Consider the following 15,300-nt stretch of genomic DNA (forward strand, 5'->3'; position numbering starts at 1 on the left):
AACACGCACCAAGGGCCCTGTTCCGCCCCGATAGACTTCGAGAGCACTCTCCATCCGGCTTCAGGGGCCAATCCGGGTCCGCTCGCCTAGGAGGCCCCCACTCGTCGCCGCCCGTGAGGATCCCTATGGCCGTCTCCGCCGCTGCCCCCAACCCGCTCGCCCCGCCGTGGCTGCACCTCCCCGCCGACGCTAACGCCCTCGCGCCCGGTCTGTGGTCGCGCACCGTCGCCCGTGACGGCGGCGTGCTGACCGTCGGCGGCGTCGCCGCCACCGAGCTGGCCGAGCGCTTCGGCACACCGCTCTACGTCATCGACGAGGCCGACGCCCGCTCGCGCGCCGCCGAGGTGCGCCGCGCCTTCGACGACGCGTTCGGCGAGGTCGGCACCGCCGCGAAGGTCTACTACGCGGGCAAGGCCTTCCTGAGCGTCGAGGTCGCCCGGTGGATGGATGCCGCGGGCCTCTTCATCGACGTGTGCAGCGGCGGGGAGCTCGCCGTCGCCCTGGCCGCCGGCGTCGACCCGGAGCGCCTCGGCTTCCACGGCAACAACAAGTCGCTCGCCGAGATCGATCGCGCCGTCGAGATCGGGATCGGCGCGATCGTCATCGACAGCCTGCAGGAGATCGACCGCGTCGCCGAGGCGGCGGCGCGCCACGGCGTGCGGCAGAGCGTCCGCCTGCGGGTGAACAGCGGTGTGCACGCGCACACCCACGCGTTCCTGGCGACGGCGCACGAGGACCAGAAGTTCGGCATCGGGCTGGAGGCGGCCGTGGATGCGGTGTCGCGCATCCGCTCGCACGACTCGCTCGTCTTCAAGGGACTGCATTGCCACATCGGCTCGCAGATCTTCGGCGCGGACGGCTTCGCCGAGTCCGCCGCCCGCCTCCTCACCCTGCACCGGCAGCTGCTCGAAGGCGGCGACGTGCCCGAGCTCAACCTCGGCGGCGGCTTCGGCATCGCCTACACGTCCGCCGACGATCCGGCGCCGATCGACGAGCTGGCGCGGCGGATCGCCGAGACGGTGGCCGCCGGATGCGCGGAGCTCGACATCCCGCTCCCGGTGGTCGCGTTCGAGCCCGGCCGGTCGATCATCGGCACCGCCGGCCTCACGCTCTACACGGTCGGGACGACGAAGGATGTCCCGGTCGCCTTCCAGGACGACGGCGAGTCCGCCCTCCGGCGCTACGTCAGCGTCGACGGCGGGATGAGCGACAACGCCCGCCCCGCGCTGTACGAGGCCGACTACTCGGCCCGCCTCGCCAACCGCGTCTCTTCAGTCCCGCCGGCGCTCGTCCGGGTCGCGGGCAAGCACTGCGAGAGCGGGGACATCGTGGTGGACGCCGAGTACCTCCCGGGCGACGTCGCACCGGGCGACCTCCTCGCCGTCCCCGCGACCGGTGCCTACTGCTTCGCCCTGTCGAGCAACTACAACTATCTCGGGCGCCCGCCCGTCGTCGCCGTGCGCGACGGCGACGCCCGCGTCATCGTCCGTGGCGAGACGATCGACGACCTGCTGGCGCGGGACGCCGCATACGATGTCGCCGCCGCCCGCACCACCGCGACGAAGGAGCGCAACCAGGCATGATCGAGTACCGCAACCTCCGTGTCGCCCTGCTCGGGGCCGGCTCCGTCGGCTCGCAGGTGGCCCGTCTGCTGCTGGAGCAGGGGGACGAGTTCGCCTCCCGCATCGGCGCCCGCCTCGAACTGGTGGGCATCGCCGTCCGCGACGTGGACGCGCCGCGCGACGTCGACCTCCCGCGCCACCTGTTCACGACCGACGCCAGCTCGCTCATCCTGGGCGCCGACATCGTCGTGGAGCTGATGGGCGGCGTCGAGCCGGCCCGCGGCTACGTGCTCGAGGCGCTCAACTCCGGCGCCGACGTCATCACCGCGAACAAGGCGCTGCTGGCGACCCACGGCCCCGAGCTGTTCGAAGCGGCCGAGCAGGTCGGCGCGCAGCTCTACTACGAGGCGGCCGTCGCCGGGGCGATCCCGATCATCCGTCCCCTGCGCGACAGCCTCGCCGGCGACCGGATCAACCGCATCCTCGGCATCGTGAACGGCACGACCAACTTCATCCTCGACCGCATGGATGTGGTGGGCGAGACCCTGCAGGACGCCCTGGCGACCGCCGGCGAGCGCGGCTACGCCGAGGCCGACCCGACCGCCGACATCGGCGGCTACGACGCGGCGCAGAAGGCGGCCATCCTGGCGAGCCTCGCCTTCCACACCACCGTCCCGCTCGACCGCGTCTACCGCGAGGGCATCACCAGCATCACCAAGCAGCAGGTGGATGCGGCGCGCGAGGCGAACGCGGTCATCAAGCTGCTGGCCATCTGCGAGCGCATGACCGACCCGGAGACGGGGGAGGAGGGCGTCTCGGCCCGCGTCTACCCGGCGCTGATCAGCCGCGACCACCCGCTCGCCGCCGTGCACGGCGCGCACAACGCCGTCTTCGTGCAGTCCGCCGCCGCGGGCGACCTCATGTTCTACGGCGCAGGCGCCGGCGGCGTCGAGACCGCCTCCGCTGTGCTCGGCGATGTCGTGTCCGCGGCCCGCCGTCACGTCGTCGGCGGCCCGGGCGTCGCCGAGTCGACGCACGCCGGCATCCCGGTCCTCGACATCGGGCGCGTCGTCACCCGCTACCAGATCACCCTCGATGTGGCGGACCAGCCGGGCGTCCTCGCCGCGGTCGCGCGCATCCTGAGCGACGGCGGCGTCAGCGTCGAGACCGTGCAACAGTCTGTGCCGAGCCTGACCGGGCCCGTCGTCATCGCGGGTAACGCGGGAGGCGAGCCGGGCTCGCCGATTCACGGCGGCGGGACGGCCACCGCTACCCTGGTCATCGGAACCCACGAAGCCGAGGAGGCCGCGCTCGCGGCCACCGTCGAGGCGCTCGCAGCGAGCGACGTCGTGGTCGCCATCTCTTCCGTTCTCCGAGTCGAAGGATCGTAATGCCCCAGCCGAAGGCCTACAGTCGTCAGTGGCGAGGCGTCCTCCGCGAGTACGCGGACCGCCTGAACATCTCCGACGCCACTCCGATCGTCACGCTCGGCGAGGGCGGCACGCCGCTCATCCCGGCTCCGGCGCTGTCTGCGCGCACCGGCGCCGACGTGTACGTGAAGTTCGAGGGCATGAACCCGACCGGGTCGTTCAAGGACCGCGGCATGACCATGGCCATCTCGAAGGCCGTCGAGCACGGCGCGAAGGCCGTCATCTGCGCCTCCACCGGCAACACCTCGGCCTCGGCCGCCGCGTACGCGACGCACGCCGGCATCCAGTCCGTCGTGCTCGTGCCGGAGGGCAAGATCGCGATGGGCAAGCTCAGCCAGGCGATCGCTCACAACGCCCAGCTGCTGCAGGTGCAGGGCAACTTCGACGACTGCCTCGACATCGCGCGCGAGCTTGCGACCAACTACCCGGTGCACCTGGTCAACTCCGTCAACCCGGACCGCATCGAGGGCCAGAAGACCGCCGCCTTCGAGGTCGTGGAGGCGCTCGGCGACGCGCCCGACTTCCACCTCGTCCCGGTCGGGAACGCCGGCAACTACACCGCCTACCACCGCGGCTACACCGAGGAGCTGCAGCGCGGCGAGTCGACGAAGCTGCCGCGGATGTTCGGCTTCCAGGCCGCGGGCAGCGCGCCGATCGTGCTCGGCCACGCCGTGAAGGAGCCCGACACCATCGCGACCGCGATCCGCATCGGCAACCCGGCCTCGTGGGAGCTCGCGCTCAACGCGCGCGACGACAGCGACGGCTGGTTCGGCGCGATCGACGACGCCAAGATCCTCGAGGCGCACCGCATCCTGTCCGCCGAGGTCGGCATCTTCGTCGAGCCGGCCTCCGCGATCAGCGTCGCGGGCCTGCTCGAGCGCGCTGAGGCGGGCGTCATCCCCGCCGGCGCGACCGTCGTGCTGACCGTGACCGGCCACGGCCTGAAGGACCCGCAGTGGGCCCTCCGCACCGCCGACGGCTCCGACGTGCAGCCGACCGTGGTGCCGGTGGACACGACGGCGATCGCCGACGTGCTCGGCCTGCAGGCCAGCGGCGCCACCTCGAACGCCGAGGCGAACGCGTGACGTCGCCCGACCTGCGCGGCCGCACGGTCGTCGTCAAGGTCCCCGCCACCAGCGCGAACCTCGGCCCGGGCTTCGACACGCTCGGCCTCGCGCTCGCGCTGTACGACGAGCTCGAGGTGTCCGTCCGCGACGAGCCCGGCGCGACCGTCGAGGTCACCGGCGTCGGCGAGGGCGAGGTCGCGACCGACGAGGGCAACCTCGTGGTCCGCGCCATCGCGCACACCTTCGAGGCGGTCGGCGTGCCGCTGCCCGGCCTGAACCTGCGGGCGCGCAACAGCATCCCGCACGGCCGGGGGATGGGCTCCTCCGGCGCCGCGATCGTCTCCGGCATCATGGCGGCCAAGGGGCTGCTCGAGGGCGTCGTCGACCTCGACGCGCAGCAGCTGCTGGCGCTGGCGAACGACATGGAGGGCCACCCCGACAACGTCGCGCCCGCCCTGTTCGGCGGCCTGACCATCGCGTGGGTGACTCCCGAGGGCCCGCGTTTCAAGAAGCTGATCGTCCACCGCGGCGTCTCGCCGCTCGTGCTGGTGCCCGAACACGTCATGTCCACCGCCCTCGCGCGCAGCCTGCAGCCGCAGTCCGTCCCGCACGAGGATGCCGTGTTCAACGTCTCCCGCTCCGCGCTGCTGGTCGCGGCACTCATCCAGAGCCCCGAGCTGCTGCACGCGGCGACCGAGGACAAGCTCCACCAGAGCTACCGCGCCTCGGCCATGCCGGAGACCGACCGGCTGATCACGCTGCTGCGCGACAACGGCTTCGCCGCCGTCGTCTCGGGTGCGGGGCCGTCCATCCTCGTGCTCGGCAGCGACCCGAGCCAGCGGCTCGCGGCCGCGAAGCTGGTCGAAGAGGCCGCGCAGACCCGCTGGCAGCCGCTGATGCTCGCCGTCGACTTCAAGGGCGCCACGGTCGTGCGCACCGAGTCGGCCCGGGCGGACACACCGGCGGCCTAGCGTCCGGAGCGCCCGTCCCGAGGTGGTAAACTGCACTCGCACCCGTGAAGAACCCGCGTCACGAGCGAATCCAGCTTCCGGGTGATCTCCTAGCAATCATGCCGTCACTCCTGCCTGCCCTTCAGGTCCTCCTCTCGCGAGAACCGAAGAGGGCGACGTAGCGCGGATCAGAACGCAGCACGTTCCGGCAGTTCATGTGACGAAGCTTCACAGACGGCGCGCAAGGGCGCGCCGGGGGAAAGGATCCTCTTCCGTGACTGATGTCGAACTCCACGCCGGGGGCGTGGACACCAGCGACCTGACCTCGCTCAAGGTGGCGGAGCTGCAGGCTCTCGCCGCCGAGCTCGGGCTCCAGGGCGCAGGCCGGCTCCGCAAGGGCGAGCTGGTCGAGGCGATCGCCGCTGCACGCGCAGCGGGCGCTCCGGCCGACTCCGCCGAGCCGGCCCTGATCGAGACCACCGAGGTCGACGCGGCGCCCGCCGCGGCCTCGCAGGTCCTCACCGAGCCTCTCATCGCCGAGCCGCTCATCGCCGAGCCGGCCGGCGCCGAGCGCGTCGAGCCCACCGTGGGCGACCCGGTGCTGCCGCCGGCCGATGCCGCGCAGAGCGCCGAGGCCCCGACGGGCGACCAGGCCGGCTCCGAGCCGCGCCGCCGCGGCTCGCGTCGCGTGACCAGCCCCGACGGCACCGGCATCGCGGCGCCCGTCGCGACCGGCTCGCACGTCAACTCCGGCGCCACCGGCGTCGACTCGCTCATCCCCGATGTGGATGCGCTGCTCGACTCCGCGCTCGCCTCCCGCGAGCAGGCCCGCGGCCAGCAGAACGGCCAGAACGCCCAGAACGGCGAGCAGGGCCAGGGCGGCGGACGCCGTCGCCGTGGCCGTGGCGGCCAGAACGGCGAGCAGGGCGGCCAGGAGCAGCAGAACGGCCAGCAGGGCCAGGACGCCGCGCAGGCGCAGGGCGAGCAGGCCGACCAGCAGGCCGACCAGGCCGACGGCCAGAACGAGCAGCAGGGCTCCGGCCGCAACCGCCGCAACCGCAACCGCAACAAGAACAACCAGCAGCAGAACGAGCAGGGCCAGCAGAATCAGCAGGGCCAGCCGAAGGACCTGCAGCAGGGTGGCCAGGGCCAGCAGAACCGGGGCCAGAACGCCCAGACCCAGCAGAGCGACGCCGAGGGCGAGCGCGGCGGCCGCTACCGCGACCGCAACCGCAAGCGTCGCGGCGGCGTCGGCGGCGATGAGTTCGAGCCGGAGCTGACCGAGGACGACGTCCTCATCCCCGTCGCGGGCATCCTCGACGTGCTCGACAACTACGCGTTCGTCCGCACCACCGGCTACCTGCCGGGCGCGAGCGACGTGTACGTCTCGCTGGGCCAGGTCAAGAAGTACAACCTGCGCAAGGGCGACGCCGTGGTCGGCGCCATCCGCCAGCCGCGCGACAACGAGAACAACAGCCGCCAGAAGTACAACGCGCTGGTCAAGGTCGACTCCATCAACGGGCAGACCCCGGAGGAGGCCGCGGCCCGCGTCGAGTTCGGCAAGCTGACGCCGCTGTACCCGCAGGAGCGCCTGCGCCTCGAGACCGAGCCCAGCAAGGTGACCCAGCGGATCATCGACCTGGTCGCCCCGATCGGCAAGGGCCAGCGCGGCCTCATCGTCGCGCCGCCGAAGGCCGGCAAGACCATCGTGATGCAGCAGATTGCCAACGCGATCACCGCAAACAACCCCGAGGTTCACCTCATGGTGGTGCTGGTGGACGAGCGCCCAGAAGAGGTCACCGACATGCAGCGCACGGTGAAGGGCGAGGTCATCGCCTCGACCTTCGACCGTCCCGCCGAGGACCACACCACCGTCGCCGAGCTCGCCATCGAGCGCGCGAAGCGCCTGGTGGAGCTGGGCCACGACGTGGTCGTGCTGCTCGACTCCATCACCCGACTGGGCCGTGCGTACAACCTGACCGCTCCGGCGTCGGGCCGCATCCTCTCCGGTGGTGTGGACGCGTCGGCGCTGTACCCGCCGAAGCGCTTCTTCGGCGCCGCGCGCAACATCGAGCACGGCGGCTCGCTGACCATCCTCGCCTCGGCGCTGGTGGAGACCGGCTCCAAGATGGACGAGGTCATCTTCGAGGAGTTCAAGGGCACCGGCAACATGGAGCTCCGCCTGTCGCGCCAGCTGGCCGACAAGCGCATCTTCCCGGCCGTCGACGTCAACGCCTCCGGCACCCGCCGCGAGGAGATGCTGATGGGCCAGGACGAGGTCAAGATCACCTGGAAGCTGCGCCGCGCCCTCGCTGGGCTCGACCAGCAGCAGGCGCTCGAGATCGTCCTCGGCCGCCTCAAGGAGACCTCGAGCAACGTCGAGTTCCTGATGCAGGTGCAGAAGTCGATGCCGCAGCCGACCAACGGCCACGGCAACGCGCACTCGCACGGTCACGAGAACGACCACCGCTAGCTGCGATCAGCGCCCGTCCGCCCTGCCACGCGCAGGGTGGGCGGGCGCTTCGTCGTTCCCCGGCCTCCCCTCGGCAGAAAGAAGACCCCCATGTTCGAATCGGTGAACACGCTCATCGCCGAGCACGACGACCTGCAGCGCCAGCTGTCCGACCCCGACCTGCACAGCGATCCGGTGCGCTCCAAGAAGGTGAACCGGCGCTACGCCGAGCTGTCGCGCATCGTCGCGGCCTACAACGAGTGGAAGCAGCTGACGGACGACCTGGAGGCCGCCCGCGAGCTGGCCGCCGAGGACGCCGCGTTCGCCGAGGAGATCCCGGGCCTGGAGGCGAGCCTCGCGGAGTCGTCCGAGAAGCTGCGCCGTCTGCTCATCCCGCGCGACCCCAACGACAGCCGCGACGTCATCATGGAGATCAAGATGGGCGAGGGCGGCGCCGAGTCCGCGCTGTTCGCCGGCGACCTGCTGCGCATGTACCTCCACTACGCCGACTCGCGCCGCTGGAAGGCCGAGATCATCGAGCAGACCTCGAGCGACCTGGGCGGCATCAAGGACGTGCAGGTCGCCTTCAAGGGCGGCTCCAGCGACCCGGCCGAGGGCGTCTGGGCGCACCTCAAGTACGAGGGCGGCGTGCACCGCGTGCAGCGCGTGCCGGCCACCGAGTCGCAGGGCCGCATCCACACCTCCGCCGCCGGCGTGCTCGTCTTCCCGGAGGTGGACGAGCCGGAGGAGGTCGAGATCAACCCGAACGACCTCAAGATCGACGTGTTCCGGTCGTCCGGCCCCGGAGGGCAGTCGGTCAACACGACCGACTCGGCGGTGCGCATCACGCACGTCCCGACCGGCATCGTCGTGTCGATGCAGAACGAGAAGAGCCAGTTGCAGAACCGCGAGGCGGCGATGCGCGTGCTGCGCGCCCGCCTGCTCGCGCGGCAGCAGGAGGAGGCGGACGCCGAGGCGGCCGAGTTCCGCAAGGGCCAGATCCGCACCATGGACCGCTCGGAGCGCATCCGCACCTACAACTTCCCCGAGAACCGCATCGCGGACCACCGCACCGGCTACAAGGCCTACAACCTCGACGCCGTCATGAACGGAGCCCTGGACCCCGTCATCGACAGCAACATCGAGGCCGACGAGGAGGCCCGCCTCGCCGATCTCGGCCAGGAGTAGCCCGCCGGCCGTCAGCGGAGTGCCGTGGTGGCGCGGTCGCGGGTGGTGAGGTCGCGGTGCGTGGCGGCCGCGCGCCAGCCGTCGGCGGTCAGGAGGTCGCGGATCGCGGCGCCCTGCAGCTCCCCGTGCTCCAGCACGAGGGTGCCGCCGGGGTGGAGCAGGCGCCGGGCCACGCGGGAGATCGTGCGCACCACATCCAGTCCGTCCGGGCCGCCGTAGAGGGCCGCGTGCGGGTCGTGGAGGCGCACCTCGGGGTCGCGGGGGATGGCGTCGTCGGGCACGTACGGCGGGTTCGAGATCACGACGTCGACCGTCCCGTCGAGCTGCGGCAGGGCGTCGGCGAGGTCGATGAACACCGGCGTCAGATTCGCCGCGCCCACCTCGTCGATGTTGCGACGCGCCCAGATGAACGCCTCGGGGGAGTTCTCGACCGCGTAGACGCGGGCGTGCGGCACCTCGGTGGCGAGCGCCAGCGCGATCGCTCCGCTGCCCGTCCCCAGGTCGACCGCGACCGGCTCCGGCGACGGAACGGCACGCAGCGCGTCGATCGCGAACTGCGCCACCTGCTCCGTCTCCGGGCGCGGGACGAACACCCCCGGCCCGACATTCAGCTCCAGCGACCGGAACGGCGCCCGGCCGGTGATGTGCTGCAGGGGCTCCCGCGCCGCGCGGCGCTCGACCAGCTCGCGCAGGCGGGCAGCGTCGTCGTCGGACACCTCCGCATCCATCACCACCAGCGCCTGGACGCGACCGCGGCTCTCGCCGAGCACGTGGCCGATCAGCAGCTCCGCATCCACCTGGGGGTCCGGCACACCGGCGCGCGCGAGCACGGCGGCGGTCTCGTCGCGGAGGGCGCGGGCGGAGCGGGCGGCCGGGGAGGCGGGTTCGGGATTCATCGCCGAACGAGCCTACCCGTCACAGTCGTTCCCTGTTGGCGCGTGACGTCTAGAGTGGTGACGCGATCCCATCCGCCACCTCGACCAAGGAAGAGGCCCATGTCCGGACACATCTACGCCAACGTCACCGAGGCCGTCGGCCGCACCCCGCTCGTCCGGCTCAACCGCCTCGCGGAGGGGATCGACGCGACCGTGCTCGCGAAGCTGGAGTTCTACAATCCGGCCGCGAGCGTGAAGGACCGCATCGGCGTCGCCATCATCGACGCCGCCGAGAAGGCCGGAGCGCTGCGCCCGGGCGGGACGATCGTGGAGGCGACCAGCGGCAACACCGGCATCGCACTCGCGATGGTCGGCGCCGCCCGCGGCTACACGGTGATCCTCGCGATGCCCGAGACGGCGAGCAAGGAGCGCCGCGTCGTGATGCGCGCGTTCGGCGCCCAGGTCGTGCTGACCCCCGGCCCCGACGGGATGCGCGGTGCGGTCGCCCGGGCGCGGGAGATCGTCGACACCACCGAGAACGCCATCTGGGCCCGCCAGTTCGAGAACGAGGCCAACCCGGCCATCCACCGCGCCACCACGGCCGAGGAGATCTGGGAGGACACCGACGGCGGCGTCGACATCTTCGTCGCGGGCGTCGGCACCGGCGGCACCATCACCGGCGTCGGTCAGGTGCTGAAGGAGCGCAAGCCCGACGTGAAGGTGATCGCGGTCGAGCCGCTGGACTCGCCCATCCTGAACGGCGGCCAGCCGGGCCCGCACAAGATCCAGGGCATCGGCGCGAACTTCGTGCCCGAGATCCTGGACACCACGATCTACGACGAGGTCGTCGATGTCTCGCTCGACGACGCGCTCGACGTCGCCAAGAAGCTGGCGATCGAGGAGGGCATCCTCGCGGGCATCTCGTCCGGCGCCATCATCTGGGCGGCCCTTCAGGTGGCGAAGCGCCCGGAGAACGCCGGCAAGACCGTCGTCGCGATCGTGTGCGACACGGGCGAGCGCTACATCTCGACCCCGCTGTGGGCCGACCTGCTGGACTGACCGGGGTGCCGATCTTCCGGGCGCGCGAGGACATCCGCAACGCCCGCCGTCACGACCCGGCGGCGCGCGGCGATGCCGAGGTCGCCGTCGTCTACTCCGGCCTGCACGCCGTCTGGTCCTACCGGGTCGCGCACCGGCTGTGGCAGGCCGGTCTGCGCATGCCGGCGCGCATCCTGTCCCAGCTGACGCGGTTCCTGACGGGCATCGAGATCCACCCCGGTGCGCGCATCGGGCGGCGCTTCTTCATCGACCACGGAATGGGCGTGGTGATCGGCGAGACGACGTGGATCGGCGACGACGTGATGCTGTACCACGCCGTCACCCTAGGCGGCCGGGGGAGCGGGCACGGCAAACGCCACCCGACCATCGAGGACGGCGTCATCGTCGGCGCCGGCGCGAAGGTGCTCGGCTCGATCACGATCGGCGCGCACTCCGTGATCGGCGCGAACGCCGTCGTCACGCGCGACGCCCCCGCCGACTCGCTCCTCGTCGGGGTCCCCGCGCATCCGCGCCCGCGCTCCGGCCACGAGCAGATCGCCGGCGACGACTGGATCGACCCCGCCATCTACATCTAGCGGGAGGCGCGGTCGGACTCACGGGCGGCGCGCTCGGCGGCGCGGGCGATCGCCTCGCGCTCGCGCTTGCGGGCCTCGCGGAGCTTGGACTCGGCCTCGCGGCGCGCCTTGGCGGCCTCGCGGACGGCCTTGTCGCGCGGGCGGACTCGGGGCGGGGGACCGGCGCGATCGTGGCGCCCTCGCCGCGTGCGGCGACGTAGCGCTCGATGCCGTCCAGGATGCGCTCCAGGCCGAAGGCGAAGTCGTCCAGGTCGTCGCCCTCCGCGTCCGCGTAGGTGCCGGATGCTACCAGCGGCGCGAGGTCGGGGAACCGCTCCGGCGTGACCAGCTCCGCGAGCGCGGACGTGAACGCCTCGCCGTTCGCCGGCGGCCCGTCCGTCTGGCGCGACCGGCTCACATCCCGTTCCACGACGCCCACCGCCCGCGCGTACGACGACAGCAGCAGCGCGGTCGACATCTTCTCGGCGTCGGTCAGCGGCAACGTCCGCATCTCGCGCAGTCCCCAGTCGAGCACCGCGAGGTTGTTCGGCATGAGCGGGATGCCGCTGATCGGGATGTCGGGGAACCACGGGTGCTCGCGCATCACGTCGATCGTCGCCATCGACCACCGCCGAAGGCCCTCGCGCCAGTCGTGGTCGGGAGCGCCGCCGGCGAGTGTCTCGTCCGGTGGGATGGGGACGGCGCACACCGCGTCCTGCATCAGTGCCAGCACGTCGTCCTTGCTGGTCACGTACCGGTACAGCGACATGGTCGTGAAGCCCAGCTCGCTCGCTATTCGGCTCATGGACACGGCCCCGAGTCCCTCGGCGTCGGCCAGCTCGATCGCGGTGTCGACGATGCGCTCGACGCTCAGCTCGCGTTTGGGTCCGCGCTGCGGGCGCTCGGCGACGCCCCAGCTCAGCGCGACGGCGCGGGGGAGCACGTCCTCGACGTCGTCGGCCATCGCACCACCTTCCTGTTGACACCCATCCTAGAACTGTGTATCACTTAAACAACCGTATGCGGCATAAACAGTTTACGCGACACACAGAGAGGGATCACCATGAACCGACCCGCGATCGAGGTCACGGGGGTGCGCAAGTCCTACGGCGCGCAGACGGTGCTCGACGGCATCGACCTGCGCGTTCCGGCGGGCAGCGTGTTCGCCCTGCTGGGGCCGAACGGAGCGGGCAAGACCACGCTCATCACCATCCTGTCCACGCTGGTGCGCCCGGATGCGGGACGCGTCGTCATCGAGGGCCACGACCTGGAGACGGACGCGGAGGGCATCCGCCGCGTCATCAGCGTCACCGGCCAGGCGGCCGCGGTGGACGGCGTGCTCACCGGCGAGGAGAACCTGCGCATGATGGCCAGGCTGTCCGGAGCGACGCCCGCCGAGGCCAAGGTTCGAGCCGCCGAGCTGATCGAGCGCTTCGACCTCCGGGCCGCCGCCCGCAGGCGCGTCTCCACCTACTCCGGCGGGATGCGGCGGCGGCTCGACCTGGCGCTCAGCCTCGTCGCGACCCCGCCCGTCATCTTCCTGGACGAGCCGACCACCGGCCTCGACACCCGCAGCCGGCAGACGCTGTGGGACATCATCCTCAACCTGGCCCGCCGCGGGACCACGATCCTGCTGACGACGCAGTACCTCGAGGAGGCCGACCAGCTGGCCGACCGCATCGCGGTGCTCGACCACGGCATGATCGTCGCCGAGGGCACCGCCGCCGAGCTGAAGGCGCGGGTCGGCGGCGAGGTCGTCGAGCTGCGGGATGCGCGCGGCGAGCTCGTGCGCGAACTCCCCACCGACGGGACCGTGGAGGCGCTCCGCACCGCGATCGACCAGCTCGACGCCCTCGGGATCGCGGACGGCACGATCGGCATCCGCAAGCCGTCGCTCGACGACGCGTTCCTCGCCCTGACGGGGCAGTCCACAGCAGCACCCACCGACGAGGAGGCCGTCCGATGACCACCGCGACCCTCACCACCCGCCCCGAGCGCGCCGTCGCGCCGCTCACCAGCGCCCGCGTCTTCGTGGGCCGCAGCATCCGTCACTCGCTCCGCGACGTGGAGGCGCTGACGATGGCGATCGTCCTGCCCGTCATGCTCATGCTCCTGTTCACCTTCGTGTTCGGGGGAGCGCTGGATCGCGACGGCGGCTACGTGCAGTACGTGGTACCGGGCATCATCCTGCTCTGCGCGGGCTTCGGCGCCTCCAGCACGGCCGTCGACGTCGCGCAGGACATGAGCGACGGCATCGTGGACCGGTTCCGCACCATGCCGCTGCGCTCGCGCGGCGTCGTGACCGGCCACGTCGTCGCCAGCCTGCTGCGCAACCTCTTCGCGACCGGTGTCGTGATCGGGGTCGCCCTGCTGGTCGGTTTCCGTCCCACCGCGAACGCGCTGCAGTGGATCGGCGCCCTCGGCGTCGTGGCCCTCTTCATCCTCGCCATCACCTGGCTCTACGCCGGGATCGGCCTCGCGGCGAAGAGCCCGACCGCGGCGAGCGGCTACGGCTTCGCGCTGCTGTTCCTGCCCTACCTGTCGAGCGCGTTCGTCCCCACGGACACGATGCCGACCTGGCTGCAGTGGATCGCCGAGAACCAGCCGATCACGCCGATCATCGAGACGATCCGCGCGTTCCTGTTCGGACGCGACCCGGGCAGCGACCTGTGGTGGGCGCTCGGCTGGTGCGCGCTCATCATCGTCGGCGCCTACGTCTGGGCCGCCTGGCTGTTCCGCCGCTCGGCGGCCCGGCGCTAGCCGACAGCGGGGTCAGCGGTCGCGGGAGGCGAAGGCGCGGATCGCCTCCCGCAGGCCGTCGGTGTCGAACGAGCCGTCCTCGCGCTTGACGAAGTGGTACGCCTGCATCCCGCACTCGCGGGCGCCTTCGACGTTCGCGATCGAGTCGTCGAACAGGATCGCGTTCTCCGGCTCCACCCCGAACCGCCCGAGCGCCCGCGTGTAGATGCGGCGCTCGGGCTTCCGGGCGCCCAGCACCGCCGACACCAGGTCGTTGCCGCCGAGGACGTCGACGATCTCGGGGGTCAGCACCGGGAGCGAATCCTTGAACGGGATGGGGTTGTTCGAGAGCAGCGACACGGTCCCGAGCTCCGCGGCCTCGTGCAGCGCCTCGATGGCGCCCGGGATCGGTGTCATCGCGGCCTTCCGCGCCTCCTGCCACTCCTCGAGCGTCAGCCGGGCGCCCGTCACCTCGGCGAACGCGGCCAGGTACTCCTCGCTGGTGGAGTACTCGCCGATCTCGGCCGCTCGCTCGAAACCGCCGGCCCACCAGGAGGAGGCGAGCCGGTACTGGCTCACACCTCCCAGCTCAGCGAGCTTCGGGAGCCGCTTGTGGAAGTCGTAGTCGTAGAGCGTCTTGTCGCAGTCGAAGAAGTAGACGTCCATCGACTCCAGTATCGTCCTCCCAGTCTGGGCGTCGTCCCCCCGGCTATCATTGACCCCGTCATGGCAACCATCTACGACTGCTCGGTCGACTCCGAGCTGCTCACCGGCATGCGTCTCGCCCGGGCGGCGATCGGGCGCGGCGAACTCGTCGTCATCCCCACCGACACGGTGTACGGCGTCGCCGCCGACGCCTTCAGCCCTGCGGCCGTCCAGCGTCTCCTCGACGCGAAGGGACGCGGCCGCCAGTCGCCCCCGCCCGTGCTCGTCCCCGGCATCCCCACCCTGGCCGCTCTCGCCGAGCGGGTGCCTGACGAGGTCGATGCGCTCGTCAAGGCGTTCTGGCCGGGTGGCCTCACCATCGTGCTGCCCGCCTCCCCGTCGCTGGTCTGGGATCTCGGCGAGACCAAGGGCACCGTCGCGCTCCGCATGCCCGACAACACCATCGCGCTCGAGCTGCTGTCCGAGACGGGCCCGCTCGCCGTCTCGTCGGCGAACAAGACCGGCCTTCCCGCCGCCCGCACCGCTGCGGAGGCCGAGGCGATGCTCGGCGACTCCATCTCGGTCTACCTCGACGGGGGAGAGGCCGGCGACAACTACGAGCGCGTCGAGGGCAAGGACAGCTCCTCGACCATCGTGGACGCCACCGCGCTGGCGTCGGGCTCGGGGGTCTGCGCATCCTCCGCCACGGCGTCATCTCGGTCGAGCAGCTGCGGGAGGTCGTCGGCGACGTCCTCGCCGTCCCCTCGGACGCCTGACCC

Annotated in this window: 13 protein-coding genes and 1 pseudogene; 12 read left to right on the forward strand and 2 right to left on the reverse strand. The window is 71.6% G+C overall.

The window, feature by feature from the left end; all coding sequences use genetic code 11:
• Positions 1-125: 125 nt before the first annotated feature.
• From A0130_16840 to A0130_16865, 6 genes are all read left to right on the forward strand, one after another.
• Complete coding sequence (locus A0130_16840) at positions 126-1,583, forward strand: diaminopimelate decarboxylase (GenBank protein ANF33103.1); 1,458 nt, start codon at positions 126-128, stop codon at positions 1,581-1,583.
• Positions 1,580-2,953: a homoserine dehydrogenase gene (locus A0130_16845; GenBank protein ANF33104.1), complete on the forward strand. Its 1,374-nt coding sequence runs from the start codon at positions 1,580-1,582 to the stop codon at positions 2,951-2,953. Before A0130_16840 ends, A0130_16845 begins: the two co-directional genes overlap by 4 nt.
• Positions 2,953-4,077, forward strand: a complete 1,125-nt coding sequence (locus A0130_16850; GenBank protein ID ANF33105.1) for a threonine synthase — start codon at positions 2,953-2,955, stop codon at positions 4,075-4,077. Before A0130_16845 ends, A0130_16850 begins: the two co-directional genes overlap by 1 nt.
• A complete protein-coding gene (locus A0130_16855; GenBank protein ANF33106.1) occupies positions 4,074-5,030 on the forward strand; it encodes a homoserine kinase in 957 nt (318 codons plus the stop codon). The genes A0130_16850 and A0130_16855 overlap by 4 nt, the downstream gene beginning before the upstream one ends.
• Positions 5,031-5,283: 253 nt before the next feature.
• The gene (locus tag A0130_16860) at positions 5,284-7,482 is read left to right on the forward strand and encodes a transcription termination factor Rho (protein ANF33107.1); all 2,199 of its coding nucleotides are present in this window, start codon (positions 5,284-5,286) and stop codon (positions 7,480-7,482) included.
• Positions 7,483-7,572: 90 nt separating this feature from the next.
• Positions 7,573-8,649, forward strand: a complete 1,077-nt coding sequence (locus A0130_16865) for a peptide chain release factor 1 (GenBank protein ANF33108.1) — start codon at positions 7,573-7,575, stop codon at positions 8,647-8,649.
• Positions 8,650-8,660: 11 nt separating this feature from the next.
• Here the strand turns inward: A0130_16865 and A0130_16870 are convergent, their stop codons facing one another.
• Entirely contained in the window at positions 8,661-9,545 is an 885-nt protein-coding gene (locus A0130_16870; protein ANF33109.1) for a protein-(glutamine-N5) methyltransferase, release factor-specific, read from the reverse strand.
• 99 nt (positions 9,546-9,644) lie between these two features.
• Here A0130_16870 and A0130_16875 point away from each other — a divergent pair, with 99 nt between their 5' ends.
• The 5 genes from A0130_16875 (at position 9,645) to A0130_16895 (ending at position 13,897) form a co-directional block, all read left to right on the forward strand.
• Positions 9,645-10,583 carry a cysteine synthase A gene (locus A0130_16875; GenBank protein ID ANF33110.1) on the forward strand — a complete coding sequence of 313 codons (939 nt, stop codon included), beginning with the start codon at positions 9,645-9,647 and terminating at the stop codon, positions 10,581-10,583.
• A 5-nt stretch (positions 10,584-10,588) separates the two neighbouring features.
• The gene (locus tag A0130_16880) at positions 10,589-11,158 is read left to right on the forward strand and encodes a serine acetyltransferase (protein ID ANF33111.1); all 570 of its coding nucleotides are present in this window, start codon (positions 10,589-10,591) and stop codon (positions 11,156-11,158) included.
• Between the two features lie 320 nt (positions 11,159-11,478).
• Positions 11,479-12,120: a hypothetical protein gene (locus A0130_16885; GenBank protein ID ANF33112.1), complete on the forward strand. Its 642-nt coding sequence runs from the start codon at positions 11,479-11,481 to the stop codon at positions 12,118-12,120.
• 80 nt (positions 12,121-12,200) lie between these two features.
• Entirely contained in the window at positions 12,201-13,103 is a 903-nt protein-coding gene (locus A0130_16890) for an ABC transporter ATP-binding protein (protein ID ANF33113.1), read from the forward strand.
• Positions 13,100-13,897, forward strand: a complete 798-nt coding sequence (locus tag A0130_16895) for a multidrug ABC transporter permease (protein ANF33114.1) — start codon at positions 13,100-13,102, stop codon at positions 13,895-13,897. Before A0130_16890 ends, A0130_16895 begins: the two co-directional genes overlap by 4 nt.
• A 12-nt stretch (positions 13,898-13,909) precedes the next feature.
• Here A0130_16895 and A0130_16900 read toward each other — a convergent pair whose 3' ends face one another.
• Complete coding sequence (locus A0130_16900) at positions 13,910-14,542, reverse strand: hydrolase (protein ANF33115.1); 633 nt, start codon at positions 14,540-14,542, stop codon at positions 13,910-13,912.
• 60 nt (positions 14,543-14,602) lie between these two features.
• Here A0130_16900 and A0130_16905 point away from each other — a divergent pair.
• Positions 14,603-15,297, forward strand: a pseudogene (locus A0130_16905) (threonylcarbamoyl-AMP synthase).
• The last annotated feature ends 3 nt before the right edge of the window (positions 15,298-15,300 follow it).

Source organism: Leifsonia xyli (genome assembly GCA_001647635.1).
GTDB classification, from domain to species: domain Bacteria; phylum Actinomycetota; class Actinomycetes; order Actinomycetales; family Microbacteriaceae; genus Leifsonia; species Leifsonia xyli_A.

Coding starts and splice junctions, on each gene's coding strand:
- A0130_16870 (ANF33109.1), bottom strand. CDS start 9,545: ATGAATCCCGAACCCGCCTCCCCGGCCGCCCGCTCCGCCCGCGCCCTC.
- A0130_16865 (ANF33108.1), top strand. CDS start 7,573: ATGTTCGAATCGGTGAACACGCTCATCGCCGAGCACGACGACCTGCAG.
- A0130_16900 (ANF33115.1), bottom strand. CDS start 14,542: ATGGACGTCTACTTCTTCGACTGCGACAAGACGCTCTACGACTACGAC.
- A0130_16850 (ANF33105.1), top strand. CDS start 2,953: ATGCCCCAGCCGAAGGCCTACAGTCGTCAGTGGCGAGGCGTCCTCCGC.
- A0130_16845 (ANF33104.1), top strand. CDS start 1,580: ATGATCGAGTACCGCAACCTCCGTGTCGCCCTGCTCGGGGCCGGCTCC.
- A0130_16875 (ANF33110.1), top strand. CDS start 9,645: ATGTCCGGACACATCTACGCCAACGTCACCGAGGCCGTCGGCCGCACC.
- A0130_16890 (ANF33113.1), top strand. CDS start 12,201: ATGAACCGACCCGCGATCGAGGTCACGGGGGTGCGCAAGTCCTACGGC.
- A0130_16840 (ANF33103.1), top strand. CDS start 126: ATGGCCGTCTCCGCCGCTGCCCCCAACCCGCTCGCCCCGCCGTGGCTG.
- A0130_16895 (ANF33114.1), top strand. CDS start 13,100: ATGACCACCGCGACCCTCACCACCCGCCCCGAGCGCGCCGTCGCGCCG.